Origin of the sequence: Mesorhizobium alhagi CCNWXJ12-2 (assembly GCF_000236565.1) — a bacterium.
GTDB classification, from domain to species: Bacteria; Pseudomonadota; Alphaproteobacteria; order Rhizobiales; family Rhizobiaceae; genus Allomesorhizobium; species Allomesorhizobium alhagi.
In genome coordinates, this window is the sequence record NZ_AHAM01000172.1 from 17,301 (window position 1) to 29,924 (window position 12,624).

The following is a 12,624-nucleotide window of genomic DNA, read 5'->3' on the forward strand; positions in this document are numbered from 1 at the left end:
AACGGAGATCACCATGAAAGTCCATCTTACCAGCGCTGTTGCCGGACTTCTGCTGCTTGGCGGCGCGAGTTTCGCCGTCGCGCAGGCTGTCGTCATCGCTCCCGAGCAGGAGACGGTCATCCGCGAATATGTCACGACGCAGAAGGTCGACCCCGTCGAACTGCCTGCGGACGTGGAAGTCACTGTCGGCGCAACGCTGCCAGAGACGGTCGAGCTGCATACGCTCGACGTTCCGGACGTGAATTATCAATATGTCGTCGTCGACGGAAGGACCGTCCTGGTCGAGCCGGACACGCGCAAGATCGTCCACGTTATGGAGTAAGTCTTCCACTTATCGTGGTGCTTCCATGAACCGCCGGATCGAAAGGTCCGGCGGTTTGCTTGGGCCTCCTTCAAGACATCGGTTGACGAACCCTGCCGCCGCAGGCAGGAAACGGCGATGTATCATCTCCTCCTTGTAGCGGTCGGCGGCGCCGTTGGGGCATCGCTTCGCCACCTCGGCAATCTCGCAGCACTCCGCCTGCTTGGCCCCGGTTTTCCCTGGGGAACCATGGCGATCAACATCGCCGGATCACTTGCCATGGGCATCTTCATCGAGGTGCTGGCGCGACGTTTCGGCGGCGCGTCGAACGAACTGCGCCTGTTCGTCGCCACCGGAATTCTCGGCGGCTTCACCACATTCTCCGCCTTCTCCCTGGATGTCGCGGTGCTGTGGGAGAGGGGAGCCGCGCTCTACGCTCTTGGTTATGTGCTCGTCAGCGTTGTCGGCGCCATCTTGGCTCTGTTTTTGGGTTTATGGCTCGTAAGGAGCCTCGGCTGATGCTATTGCGCCCGATTGGAAATGGATAAGGCACGATGGCAGGCGTAGAGCAGATCAAGGTCGAGGCCGGCGAGATGGGCATGCGGCTCGACCGCTGGTTCAAGACACATTTTCCCGGTCTGGGGTTCGGCCATCTGCAGAAGCTGCTGCGCTCCGGCCAGATCAGGGTGGATGGCGGCCGCGCCAAGGCCGACACCCGCGTCGAGCCGGGCCAGATGATCCGCATCCCGCCGCTTGGGGTCGATCAAAAGGGCGCTGGCCCGCTGACCGCGAAAACCATGCGCAACCAGGATGATGGCGACGTTCTTTCGCAAATGCTGCTCTACGAGGATCCCAAGGTCTTCGTCTTCAACAAGCCTGCGGGACTTGCGGTACAGGGCGGTTCGGGCGTGGTGCGCCATGTCGACGACATGCTGGAGGCCTGGCGCAGTTCCAAGGGCGAGAAGCCGCGGCTGGTGCATCGGCTCGATCGCGACACTTCGGGTGTGCTGGTCGTTGCGCGCACCCGGCTTGCGGCGATGAAGCTCGCCGAGGCGTTCCGCGGGCGCGACGCCAAGAAGACCTACTGGGCGCTGGTCAAGGGCGTGCCGAAAAAGCGCGAGGACAAGATCTCGACCTGGCTGATCAAGGAGCCGACGCCGGACGGCGACCGCGTGCGGGTGGCGCAGCACGGCGAAAAGGGCGCGGACCATGCCGTTTCTTATTACCGTATCCTAGAACAGGCCGGGCAAACCATGTCGTGGCTGGAAATGGAGCCGCATACCGGCCGCACGCACCAGCTGCGCGTCCACGCCGCCCATATTGGCTGCCCGATCATAGGTGATCCGAAATATTTCGAGGCCGATACCAATTGGGATTTTCCCGGCGGCGTGCAGAACCGGCTGCACCTCCACGCAAGGCGCATCCGCATCCCGCATCCCGACAAGGGTGTGATCGACGTCACCGCGCCGATGCCGCCTCATATGCGCCAGAGCTGGAACCTGATCGGCTTCGACGAGGCGAGCGGCGGAGAGGACAATTGAGCGGCGCTGCCGGCGTTTTCGACCGGCGCGACGCGGTCGACCTGGCCGCGGCGGCGATCATGATCGGCCTGACCTTTTCATGGGGGCTGAACGGCGTTGCAGCGAAGATCTCCTATGCCGGCTTTAGTCCGATCTTCGTCTCCGTGGTGCGCTCGGCGCTCGCCGGCCTTGTCGTGCTCCTGTGGTGCCGTTATCGCGGCATCCGGCTGTTCGACAGCGACGGCACGCTTTGGCCCGGACTGCTGGCCGGCCTGCTTTTCGGGGCCGAATTCGTGCTGATTTTCGTCGGCCTCGAATTCACCACCGTCGCGCGCAGCGCGCTGATGGTCAACACGATGCCGTTCTGGGTTCTTGTGGGCGCGCATTTCCTGCTTGGCGAACACATGACGCTGCGCAAGTGGGCCGGTCTCGCCATGGCCTTCGCCGGCGTCGTGCTGGTGTTTTCCGACAAGCTCAGCCTGCCTGGCCCGGAGGCGATCACCGGCGACATTATGAGCCTGGGGGCGGGGGTTCTGTGGGCCGCGACCACGCTGGTCATCAAGAAAAGCAAACTTGCCGGGACCAGCGCCGAAAAGCTGCTCCTCTACCAACTGGCGGTCTCCGCGGTTATGACTTTGCCGCTTTTGCCGCTGGCCGGCCCGGCCCTGCGAGAAATCTCGCCGCTCGCTACCGGCGCGCTGCTGTTCCAGGCTGTCTATATCGTCGCCTTCACCTATATTCTGTGGTTCTGGCTGATGCGGCGCTACCCCGCCGCCGGACTGTCGAGCTTCGCCTTCCTGACGCCGGCCTTCGGCGTCCTGTGCGGCGGGCTGCTGCTTGGCGAACCGCTGAGCATCAAAATATTCGCCGCCCTTGGCCTGATCGCCACTGGGCTGGTCATCGTCAACCGCCCGCCGCGCCGGATTTCATGAGGCTACAATGCGCGATTTGCTGAACGATCTCGACGCTCAGAAATACCTGTCCGACCCGGACCCGATCCGGCGAGCGCAGAGTCAGATGAAGACGCAATTGCCGAAGCGCTTCTACAATGAAGTTTCGGTCGCGCCGGCGGGCGAGGGATTTGGCGTCTATCTCGACGGTCGGCCGGTGCGAACGCCGGGCAAGGCCGTGCTGGCACTGCCCACTGAGGCGGCGGCCGCGCTGGTGGCGGAAGAGTTCGCCGCGCAGGGCGAAAAGATCGATCCGTCGACCATGCCGGTCTATCGCCTCGTCAATACGGCGATCGACGGTGTCGCGGCCGATCCGGCAGCCGTGCGCGACGATGTCGCGCGCTTCGCCTCATCCGATCTGCTGTGCTATCGGGCCGATGCGCCAGTCGGCCTTGTGGAACGACAGGCCAAGGCATGGGATCCGGTTCTCGACTGGGCGCAGCGGGCGCTCGGGGCGCGGCTCCTGCTTGCGGAAGGCGTGATCCATGTCGAACAGCCGCGCCGGGCCTTGGACGCCGTCGGCGAACATCTTGCGCTGCGCCAGGATCCGCTTCGGCTCGCCGCGCTGCACCTCATGACCTCGCTGACAGGCTCGGCGCTTCTGGCGATCGCGGTCGAAGCCGGCGAAATCGACGCCGAAACGGCATGGTCGGCCGCCCATGTCGACGAGGACTGGCAGGCGGAGCAATGGGGCCAGGATTCCGAGGCGATGGCGCGTCGCGCCCACCGCAAGCGCGACATGATGGCCGCGGCGCAATTGCTGGAAGCGCTCGACGGCTGATCGGTCGGCGCCGGCTGTCGTCAGCCTCCGAACATCTGATAGAGCACATGCGCGATGTCGCTCTCGAGCGGAAACGACAGCATGCCCATGACGTCATAGCCGAGCAGCCACGGCATCACGTAGAAGCGGAACAGGAAGAAGAACCACGCGACGAACATCGGCACCAGCGGGTCGATCAGAAAACCAGGCGTGATCGGCCTGAAGACGCGCAAGATCGGGTCTGTCGCGAGTACGAAAAAGCGCATGAAGAAGAATTCGGAGTTTTCCGGAAGGAAGATGTTCATCGCCGCGCGGCCGATCAGGGTCCACATGATCAGGCCAAGGATATAGTCGATCACGATCACCCAGAGCGGGTGGATGAAAATCAGGTCTTCCAAGGAGCATACCTCTCAAAGAAAAGGGGGCGGGACCAGGTCCCGCCCTCTTCATTTCTCTAGCGCCGATCAGTGGCCGGCGGCAAGGATCGGTTTGCCAGTCGGTATGCGGACTTCGTCCACCATATCCTGAATTTCCTGGCTTGGAGCAGGGGTCAACAGGCTGACGACGACCATGGCGACCAGGCTGACAGGCATGCCAATGATGCCGAAGCGGATGTGGTCGATGCCCCACCAGGGATCCATAAGGCCGTTGTACACCATATAGAGGTACCAGGAGCCGGCGACGAAGCCGCCGACCATGCCCGCGATGGCTCCCGCCGTATTCGCCCGTTTCCACCACACGCCGAGAACGAGCGGGAAGAACAGGCCGGAACAGGCGAAGTCGAACGCCCAGGCAACCGCGCCCAGGATGCCGGTCAACTTGAGCGACGCCACGAGCGCGCCACCAGCGCCTATGAAGAGCAGAAGCACACGCGCGACGGTCAGACGGCGCCTGGTATCCGCGTTCGGATCGATGATCTTGTAGTAGAGATCATGCGACAGGGCATTGGCGATGGCGAGCAGGAGCCCGTCAGCGGTCGACATGGCGGCTGCGAGACCGCCCGCAGCCACCAGGCCGGAAATCACATAGGGAAGGCCCGCGATTTCCGGTGTGGCGAGCACGACGATGTCGGGCCGCATGAAGAACTCGTTCAACTGCACGATTCCATCGCCGTTCTGATCGGCCACGGCGAGCATGCCGACAGCACTCCAGTGTTTCACCCATTCGAGGTTCGTCACGTCCTCGACGGCCTTGCCGATAACCGACGTCGCCAGGTTGGGATCGAGCAGCTGCAGCTTCGTCAGCGTGGCGAGCGCCGGCGCCGAGAAGTACAGCAGGAAGATGAACGTCAGCGACCAGCCGACCGAACGGCGTGCCGAACGGACCGAAGGCGTGGTGAAGTAACGCATCAGTATGTGCGGCAGCGACGCTGTGCCGGCCATCATGCAGATGGCGAGCGACACCATGGCCCATCCCTTGCCTTCAGGCGCGTTTTGCGGATTGACCAGGACGGAAACGCCCGGAATAGCTTCGAGAGCCGGCTTCAGCCCGTACAACGCCTCAAGTTCGGCGATGCGTCCGAGAGCTTCGCCGTAGGAGAAGTGCGGAATAATGCCGAACCCCTGCTTGTTGGACATCCAGATGATCGGCACCAGATAAGCGATGATCAGGACGATGTACTGCGCCACCTGGGTCCAGGTCACGCCGCGCATGCCGCCCAGCATGGAGCAGATGAAGATGCCTAGCAGTCCGAACCAGACGCCGAGCTCGTAGGGAATGCCGAGCGTCTGGGCCGCGATCGTTCCGGTGGCGTCGATCTGCGCCGTCACATAAGTGAACGACGCGACGACCAGAATGATGACGGCGCAAAGGCGCGCCGTGTTGCCGCCGTAACGGGTTCCGATAAAGTCCGGCACGGTGTAGCAGCCGAACTTGCGCAGATACGGCGCCAGCAATGAATTGACGAGCACATAGCCGCCGGTCCAGCCGACGATGAAGCCCAGATAGGGATACCCGCCGAAATAGACGCCGCCGGCCAGCGCGACAAATGACGCGCCGGACATCCAGTCCGCAGCGGTGGCCATTCCGTTGTAGAGCGCCGGAACTTCACGTCCCGCCACGTAGTAGGCGTCGACTTCCGCCGTGCGCGAAAGCCAGCCGATGACCGCGTAGATAGCGATCGTGAACATCAGGAAGCCGATGCCGATCGCCTGGGCACCCATGCCCAACTGCTCGAGGACAGCCATGAAGGCGAAGAAGGCAAGGAAGCCGAGCGTATAAAGCGCGTAGACCCTGCCGAGATTGTCGATAAAGCGGGCTCTGCCCGTGGTTTCGATAGCCATTGCCGGTCCCCCTCAGTCGCCGACGCCGAATTCGTCGTCAATCTGATCCTGGCGCCAGTTCTGGATCCAGATCATTGCGACGAAGGCGATGAGCGAACCTTGGACGCACATGTAGTAGCCCAACGGAAAGCCCATGAATGTTATGGAGTTCAATGAACTGGCCATCCAGGGAATGATGATGGCGAAGATCACCCAAAGGATCATGATGATCGTGTTGAGGTTTCTGGTCTTCTCCCAATGACGGTCCCTGGAGCCAGCGGCGGCGGTGCTGGACATTGAATTTCCTCCCCCATTAAAATGCCGGCGGGATGCCTGCATCATCGAATCGTGATTCCGAAAAAAGAATCGGCACGCCCTAGATGATTACAGAGAGAATGAGGCTGCGGAAATTATTCTATCGTAGCATTCCCACAGGCGCGGCAAATGGCCAATGGAGCAGCATGAAACCGCTGGCAAGACAGATTTCAGACGCGGCAAGCTGGTTCGCGGAGGTAGCCTCCAAGCTATCGGTGCGCCGCGACAACGCGCCGATCGCGACCGTTGACAGACTATGCGCCTTCGCCGCGACGCGGGCGGCTCTGATCACGCAAAAAAAGCTCTATGGCTATCTGAAGGAGCGAATGGGGACCAGCTATCCCAGGATGTTCAAGGATGAGCTGTTCGCGAGATCGATCCACATCGCCACCATGCATGTGTTCGCTGCGTCGCTGTCGGACCTGACCATTCATGTGGTAGCCCATGTGGGCGCGGGCTCCGCGCTCGGCCCTTCGGAGCTTAGGCGAATGGCGGTGGAATGCTATAAGTTCGGCATTGCGGAAAATGCCGAACAGGCTCCCGACCGGGCGGCGCCGGCTTTGTGGCTGGCGGCTTTCGAGAGGCGGCTGGACGATACGTCCTGGGAGAACGTGGCCGCCGGCGCAAGCGCTTTCACCGAAAGTCCGAAGGCCTTGGTAAAATGGGCGCCGATTTCCGACGAATACAAGAAGTACGACCGCGAGATCGTCGAGAATTCGATCCGTTTCGCCTGGAATGAAATACGAGAGGATTTTCGCAAACGACTCGACCCCGCCGCCGTCGCCGCCGACTGGACGTCGAATTCCGGCTGACCGGAAGGCGCGGATACTGAATTGAAAACCCCGGCTCGCGGCCGGGGTTTTCGTATCGCTGATCCGCAGGATCAGACCGAATAGTACATGTCGTATTCGACTGGATGCGGGGTCATTTCGAAGCGCATCACCTCGGCCATCTTCAGCTCGATATAGCTGTCGATCTGGTCGTCGTCGAAGACCCCGCCGGCCTTCAGGAAGCCGCGGTCCTTGTCGAGGCTCTGCAGCGCTTCGCGCAGCGAACCGCAGACGGTCGGGATCTTCTTCAGCTCCTTCGGCGGCAGGTCGTAGAGATCCTTGTCCATCGGCTGGCCGGGGTGGATCTTGTTCTTGATGCCGTCGAGGCCGGCCATCAGCATTGCGGCGAAGGCGAGATAGGGGTTCGCGCCCGGATCGGGGAAGCGGACCTCGACGCGCTTCGACTTCGGCGAAGAGCCGAACGGAATGCGGCAGGAAGCCGAGCGGTTGCGCGCCGAATAGGCGAGCAGCACGGGAGCCTCGTAGCCCGGCACAAGCCGCTTGTAGGAGTTGGTCAGCGGGTTGGTGAAGGCGTTGATCGCCTTGGCGTGCTTGATGATGCCGCCGATGTAGTAGAGGCAGGTCTCCGACAGCCCGGCATATTCATTGCCGGCGAAAGTCGGCTTGCCTTCCTTCCAGATCGACTGGTGGACGTGCATGCCCGAGCCATTGTCGCCGAAGACAGGCTTCGGCATGAAGGTTGCCGTCTTGCCGTAGGCGTTGGCGACCTGGTGCACGACATATTTGTAGATCAGCATCTTGTCGGCGTTGCGGACCAGCGTGTCGAACTTGATGCCGAGCTCGTGCTGGGCGGCCGCCACTTCGTGGTGGTGCTTCTCGACGCGCACGCCCATCTCGGTCAGTACGGTCAGCATTTCCGAGCGCATGTCATGGGCCGAATCGACCGGCGGAACCGGGAAGTAGCCGCCCTTGATACGCGGGCGGTGGCCGAGATTGCCGGTCTCGTAGTCGGTGTCGTCATTGGACGGCAGTTCGGTCGAATCGAGTTTGAAGCCCGTGTTGTAGGGATCGGCCTTGTACTTCACGTCGTCGAACACGAAGAACTCGGCTTCCGGGCCGACATAGATGGTGTCGCCGATGCCTTCGGCCTTCATGTAGGCTTCGGCCTTCTTGGCAGTGCCGCGCGGGTCGCGGTTGTAGGCTTCGCCCGAGACCGGATCGAGGATGTCGCACAGGATGACCATGGTCGACTGTGCGAAGAACGGGTCCATATGGGCCGTTTCGGCATCGGGCATCAGAACCATGTCGGATTCGTTGATGGCCTTCCAGCCGGCGATCGACGAGCCGTCGAACATGACGCCGTCGGCGAACATGTCCTCTTCGACCTCGACGACATCCATCGTCACGTGCTGCAGCTTGCCCTTCGGATCGGTAAAGCGCAGATCGACGAACTTTACGTCATTGTCCTTGATCTGCTTCAAAATGTCAGAGGCTGTCGTCATATCATGTTTCCTGTGTGATGACGTTGAAACGAAAATGGATGAGGCGGTGCGATCAGATCGCGTCGATGCCGGTCTCGCCGGTGCGGATGCGCACGACTTCCTCGATGTTGGAGACGAAAATCTTGCCGTCGCCGATGCGGCCGGTCTGCGCGGCCTTGCGGATGGCCTCGATGGCGCCTTCGACGGATTCGTCGCCCAGCACCACCTCGATCTTCACCTTGGGGAGGAAATCGACGACATATTCAGCGCCGCGGTATAGCTCGGTGTGGCCCTTCTGGCGGCCAAAGCCTTTCGCCTCGGTGACGGTGATGCCTTGCAGCCCTGCCTCCTGCAAAGCCTCCTTCACTTCGTCGAGTTTGAACGGTTTGATGATCGCTTCGATCTTTTTCATGAACGTTGTAGGCCTCCGCTAGGGCAAATACGGGCTGTCGCCCCGCTTGCGCCTCTAAAAGCACGATCCATGCCAATCCCGCTCCGCTGCAACTAATGAGCGTCGGACGGGAACCATGCGCGAAAATTTGCGTGTGGGGCGCGATTGCCCGGGTCTCAATCAAAGTTGACGGCAGGCGATACCGGTGATGAATTTTTCGGCAGGTCAAATATTGGGCACGGAGCCTAAAAAACAGGCATCGCGATCACCGCGTGCGTCGCTCGGTGGCGCGCCTATTCAGGCGCCGCCTCTCATGTGCTACCCGTTGCGGCAGGTGGAGCGCCTGTCGGCAATGTCGAATGAAATCCTGACGCCGCGTGAAATGGCCGAGGCGGACCGGCTGGCAATCGCCGCCGGGCCGTTCACCGGTATCCAGCTCATGCGCAATGCCGGTGCGGCGGTTGCGGCGGAGGTGCTGCGGCGCTGGCCGGCGGCGATCCGTGTTCATGTGCTGTGCGGGCCGGGCAACAATGGCGGCGACGGCTATGTCGTGGCCAGGCTTCTCGCCGACGCAGGAGTTCGCGCTTCGGTCTGGGCCGAGGGCCGGCCGAAAGCCGGCAGCGACGCGGCGCAGGCGGCGGCCGAATGCACAATCGAGGCGCAGCCGATTTCCGGCTTCATGCCCGAACGCGGCGATATAGTCATAGATGCGCTCTATGGGGCAGGGCTGTCGAAGCCGCTTTCGCCGAATGCGGTTTCGGCGATCGAGAAATGCCGCGATGCGAGGATATCGGTCGTTGCAGTCGATCTTCCGTCGGGCATTTCTGGCGAAACCGGTCACCCGGTCGGTAAGGAGGCGTTCCGGGCCGCTGTCACCGTCACCTTCGCGCGCAAGAAGCCGGGTCATCTCCTGCATCCCGGCCGAGATGCCTGCGGCGAGCTTGTCGTTGCGGATATCGGGATCGGAGCAGACACCGTCGCCGCGATCGGATCGAAATGTTTTGAGAACGGTCCCGCGCTGTGGCGCGGTTCATTTCCGACGCCGGCGGCGGACACGCATAAATACCGGCGCGGGCACGTCGCCGTCTTTTCAGGCGGGGCGGCCTCGACCGGCGCCGCGCGGCTCTCGGCACTTGCCGCGGCGCGGGGTGGGGCGGGGGCCGTTACCCTGCTGTCGCCCGGCAACGCGTTGGCCGTCAACGCCGTGCATCTGACCTCCGTCATGCTGAGGCGTGTCGACGACGCCGACGATGCGCGCGCCTTCATCGCCGACCGCAAACCATCGGCATTCGTGCTGGGACCCGGCTTCGGCGTCGGCGAAGCCCTGAGGGAACTCGTTTTCGCGATCCTGGAGACAGCCGGCTCGGAGACTTCGCTCGTGCTGGACGCCGACGGCATCACCTCCTTTGAGGATACGCCCGCTTCGCTCTTCATAACTGCGGGCGTCGAGAGTGCCGCAACGCTCGTGCTGACGCCGCATGTGGGCGAGTTCGCGCGCCTCTTTCCCGGTATCGCCGGGGACGACGCCCTGTCGAAACTCGACAAGGCGCGGCAGGCGGCGGCGCGCTTGCACGGCGTCGTCGTGTACAAGGGGCCGGACACGGTGATCGCCTCGCCGGACGGGCGGGCGGCGATCAACAGCAACGGAACGCCCCTGCTGGCCACCGCCGGATCGGGCGACGTGCTGTCGGGGATCGTGGCCGCGCTTCTGGCGCAAGGCATGCCAGCTTTCGAAGCGGCCTGCGCAGCCGTCTGGATGCACGCCGAGGCGGCGCGGCGTTTCGGGCCAGGCCTGATCGCCGAAGACCTGCCGCTTGCGCTTCTTCCCGTGCTCCGCGATCTTGTAGCCGAGCATTCGGACGGTTCGGGGGGACTGGCATGATCCGGTGGTTGAGGCGGCTTTTAGCGCTCTTCGCGGTTCTTGCGGCGACGGCAGCGCATGCCGAAGGTCCGGTCCTCATGGTCGAAGATCCCGCCATTCTCTCCGCACTGGAGCAGCGCGGCTACGGCTTTGCCGGCCTGTTCGATGTCGAAGGTGCGGGCGATCTCGAAACGCTCTACCGCGACGCGCCGGCCTATCGCGTCGTAGTCGACATGATCGGCGCCGATGTCGCGGCGCTGCGGGACGAGATGAAAGCCGGCGGACGAACGCTCTATGAGGTGACCGACGGCAATGTCGGGCGCATCATGGATATGCGCTGGTTGAAGACGGACGCCGCGCGCTTCCGGTTGGTGGGGATCGTCAACCGCCTCGACCGCCGCGATTTTTCGGCGCTGCGCGGCAGGGCCGATTGCGGTGACATCAGGTTCGTCTATCGGCTGGCTTACAGTTTTCGCAAGAACGGCAAGGGCAAGCAGCTTTCCTCGCGCATGCCCTTCAATTTCAACGCCGTGCATTCAGTGCTGCCCGATGCCGATGGCGGCTGCACCGGCGTGGCGCTGCGCTGGACGCCCGGGATCGACGAGACCGCCGACGCCGGCTGGCTGGCCGGAGGGCCACTCGATCCTTCGGAACTCGTCTTCCGCCAACTCGAACTCAACGCGCAGGTGGTGCGCTTTCCGTCCGGCCAGGAGACCGAATTCGGCGGGCAGGCGGCCTATTTGATGCGGATTTTCGGCATTGATGGCGCGACCGTGACCGAACTGCCGCTGGAAAACACGCCCGACGCGGCAAGACTGACAAGCGACGCGACGCTTAAGGCGAAACTCGCTGGCTATGTCATTGAAAATGCAGCGGCGATCGATGCGGGTGTCTATCGCATCCCAGACGAGTTCCTGGCCCGCAAGGTCGTTTCCTTCTCTACTTTCGGCAGCGTGCGCCAGGCGAACCACCCGTTCGCGCCGCTGTTCCAGCCGGAAGAGTTTTCGGGACTCGACTTCTCCGGCATGCGTCTCATGCGCTCCGCCGAGGCGCTGATCGAGCGGCTGGACAACGGCTCGTGCCAGGGCTGCCACCAGGCGGGATCGACGGCCGGCTTTCATTTCATCGGCCTTGACGACAAGGCGACCTCGCCGCTGAACCGCCTGCAGGTCGGCATCTCGCAGCATCTCCACGCCGAACTGGCGCGTCGCGAGGCCTATGTCGGTGCGGTCGCCGGCGACCGCGAGCCCGACCGCTTCCGGCCGCTGTCTTCCGCGCCGCCAGCAAAATGGACGGACGACGGCGTGGATTATGCCGAGGCGCAGGCGGGAATGCCGTGCATGATGCCTGAGGATGCAGCGCATTTCGGCGAAGGCTGGGGATGCGCCGGCGGCACGGTCTGCACGCCTATCGCGAGCGCATCGGGCACTCGGATGAAACTCGCGCAGTGCCTGCTGCCGAGAGATAGCGCGGAGATGTTTTCCGGCCATCCCTGCCTGACCGGCGCGATAGCGACCAATGCCGCCCAGCCGTTCAACGATCGCTACAGGATCACCGGGCAGTTCGCGGCTTTCGCCCCGGCGATCAACCGCGAGACCTACAATTGCCGGCCGCCGAAGATCGGCGTGCCGGCTGGAATCGCCTATCGCGGCTGCAACGACAAGGACCGGAGTTTCGCCGGCGTCAAGCCGGGCAAGCCGATGCCGCGCGAGATCTGCGGGCTTGCCGGCGGCAAGGCGTTCGACGTCTGCGTGGCCACCAACAATTTCGACCAGTGCCTCGGCGGGGCCGTGGTGCGCGGCAATCGGCCGAGTTGCTCGGCCGACAGCTTTTGCCGGGAGGACTATATGTGCCAGGCTTTCCCGCCAGACACGCCGGGCCTCGCCAAGATCAAGGACGTCGGCTTCTGCTCGCCGACCTATTTCATCTTCCAGATGCGCATCGACAACCACACCACGCCTTGGTGAGCGTGCGGTGCTGCTGACTTCATTCG

Annotated in this window: 13 protein-coding genes; 8 read left to right on the forward strand and 5 right to left on the reverse strand. The window is 63.0% G+C overall.

Annotated elements, in window-relative coordinates; genetic code table 11:
- Nucleotides 1-13 precede the first annotated feature (13 nt).
- From MAXJ12_RS19780 to MAXJ12_RS19800, 5 genes are all read left to right on the forward strand, one after another.
- Nucleotides 14-322, forward strand: coding sequence for a DUF1236 domain-containing protein (locus MAXJ12_RS19780; protein WP_008837743.1), 309 nt, complete (start codon nt 14-16; stop codon nt 320-322).
- Between the two features lie 117 nt (nt 323-439).
- Nucleotides 440-820 carry a fluoride efflux transporter CrcB gene (gene crcB / locus MAXJ12_RS19785; RefSeq protein WP_008837744.1) on the forward strand — a complete coding sequence of 127 codons (381 nt, stop codon included), beginning with the start codon at nt 440-442 and terminating at the stop codon, nt 818-820.
- Nucleotides 821-855: 35 nt separating this feature from the next.
- Nucleotides 856-1,842 carry an RluA family pseudouridine synthase gene (locus tag MAXJ12_RS19790; protein WP_008837745.1) on the forward strand — a complete coding sequence of 329 codons (987 nt, stop codon included), beginning with the start codon at nt 856-858 and terminating at the stop codon, nt 1,840-1,842.
- Nucleotides 1,839-2,753 carry a DMT family transporter gene (locus MAXJ12_RS19795; RefSeq protein WP_008837746.1) on the forward strand — a complete coding sequence of 305 codons (915 nt, stop codon included), beginning with the start codon at nt 1,839-1,841 and terminating at the stop codon, nt 2,751-2,753. The genes MAXJ12_RS19790 and MAXJ12_RS19795 overlap by 4 nt, the downstream gene beginning before the upstream one ends.
- A gap of 7 nt (nt 2,754-2,760) precedes the next feature.
- The gene (locus MAXJ12_RS19800; protein ID WP_008837747.1) at nt 2,761-3,552 is read left to right on the forward strand and encodes an ATP12 family chaperone protein; all 792 of its coding nucleotides are present in this window, start codon (nt 2,761-2,763) and stop codon (nt 3,550-3,552) included.
- Nucleotides 3,553-3,572: 20 nt separating this feature from the next.
- Here MAXJ12_RS19800 and MAXJ12_RS19805 read toward each other — a convergent pair whose 3' ends face one another.
- The 3 genes from MAXJ12_RS19805 to MAXJ12_RS19815 form a co-directional block, all read right to left on the reverse strand.
- Complete coding sequence (locus MAXJ12_RS19805) at nt 3,573-3,929, reverse strand: YggT family protein (protein WP_008837748.1); 357 nt, start codon at nt 3,927-3,929, stop codon at nt 3,573-3,575.
- Nucleotides 3,930-3,995: 66 nt separating this feature from the next.
- On the reverse strand, nt 3,996-5,813 hold the full coding sequence (locus MAXJ12_RS19810; protein WP_008837749.1) for a sodium:solute symporter family protein: 1,818 nt from the start codon (nt 5,811-5,813) through the stop codon (nt 3,996-3,998).
- 12 nt (nt 5,814-5,825) lie between these two features.
- Nucleotides 5,826-6,089: a DUF4212 domain-containing protein gene (locus MAXJ12_RS19815; RefSeq protein ID WP_008837750.1), complete on the reverse strand. Its 264-nt coding sequence runs from the start codon at nt 6,087-6,089 to the stop codon at nt 5,826-5,828.
- Between the two features lie 164 nt (nt 6,090-6,253).
- Here MAXJ12_RS19815 and MAXJ12_RS19820 point away from each other — a divergent pair, with 164 nt between their 5' ends.
- Entirely contained in the window at nt 6,254-6,919 is a 666-nt protein-coding gene (locus MAXJ12_RS19820) for a hypothetical protein (RefSeq protein WP_008837751.1), read from the forward strand.
- A gap of 71 nt (nt 6,920-6,990) precedes the next feature.
- Here MAXJ12_RS19820 and glnA read toward each other — a convergent pair whose 3' ends face one another.
- Nucleotides 6,991-8,400: a type I glutamate--ammonia ligase gene (gene glnA / locus MAXJ12_RS19825; protein ID WP_008837752.1), complete on the reverse strand. Its 1,410-nt coding sequence runs from the start codon at nt 8,398-8,400 to the stop codon at nt 6,991-6,993.
- A gap of 52 nt (nt 8,401-8,452) precedes the next feature.
- Nucleotides 8,453-8,791, reverse strand: coding sequence for a P-II family nitrogen regulator (locus tag MAXJ12_RS19830; RefSeq protein ID WP_008837753.1), 339 nt, complete (start codon nt 8,789-8,791; stop codon nt 8,453-8,455).
- Between the two features lie 331 nt (nt 8,792-9,122).
- Between MAXJ12_RS19830 and MAXJ12_RS19835 the strand changes: the two genes are divergently transcribed.
- Nucleotides 9,123-10,652, forward strand: a complete 1,530-nt coding sequence (locus MAXJ12_RS19835) for a bifunctional ADP-dependent NAD(P)H-hydrate dehydratase/NAD(P)H-hydrate epimerase (RefSeq protein ID WP_008837754.1) — start codon at nt 9,123-9,125, stop codon at nt 10,650-10,652.
- Nucleotides 10,649-12,598 carry a hypothetical protein gene (locus MAXJ12_RS19840; RefSeq protein WP_008837755.1) on the forward strand — a complete coding sequence of 650 codons (1,950 nt, stop codon included), beginning with the start codon at nt 10,649-10,651 and terminating at the stop codon, nt 12,596-12,598. The genes MAXJ12_RS19835 and MAXJ12_RS19840 overlap by 4 nt, the downstream gene beginning before the upstream one ends.
- The last annotated feature ends 26 nt before the right edge of the window (nt 12,599-12,624 follow it).

Coding starts and splice junctions, on each gene's coding strand:
- MAXJ12_RS19835 (WP_008837754.1), top strand. CDS start 9,123: ATGTCGAATGAAATCCTGACGCCGCGTGAAATGGCCGAGGCGGACCGG.
- MAXJ12_RS19820 (WP_008837751.1), top strand. CDS start 6,254: ATGAAACCGCTGGCAAGACAGATTTCAGACGCGGCAAGCTGGTTCGCG.
- MAXJ12_RS19780 (WP_008837743.1), top strand. CDS start 14: ATGAAAGTCCATCTTACCAGCGCTGTTGCCGGACTTCTGCTGCTTGGC.
- MAXJ12_RS19810 (WP_008837749.1), bottom strand. CDS start 5,813: ATGGCTATCGAAACCACGGGCAGAGCCCGCTTTATCGACAATCTCGGC.
- MAXJ12_RS19800 (WP_008837747.1), top strand. CDS start 2,761: ATGCGCGATTTGCTGAACGATCTCGACGCTCAGAAATACCTGTCCGAC.
- MAXJ12_RS19840 (WP_008837755.1), top strand. CDS start 10,649: ATGATCCGGTGGTTGAGGCGGCTTTTAGCGCTCTTCGCGGTTCTTGCG.
- MAXJ12_RS19790 (WP_008837745.1), top strand. CDS start 856: ATGGCAGGCGTAGAGCAGATCAAGGTCGAGGCCGGCGAGATGGGCATG.
- MAXJ12_RS19815 (WP_008837750.1), bottom strand. CDS start 6,089: ATGTCCAGCACCGCCGCCGCTGGCTCCAGGGACCGTCATTGGGAGAAG.
- glnA (WP_008837752.1), bottom strand. CDS start 8,400: ATGACGACAGCCTCTGACATTTTGAAGCAGATCAAGGACAATGACGTA.
- MAXJ12_RS19830 (WP_008837753.1), bottom strand. CDS start 8,791: ATGAAAAAGATCGAAGCGATCATCAAACCGTTCAAACTCGACGAAGTG.
- crcB (WP_008837744.1), top strand. CDS start 440: ATGTATCATCTCCTCCTTGTAGCGGTCGGCGGCGCCGTTGGGGCATCG.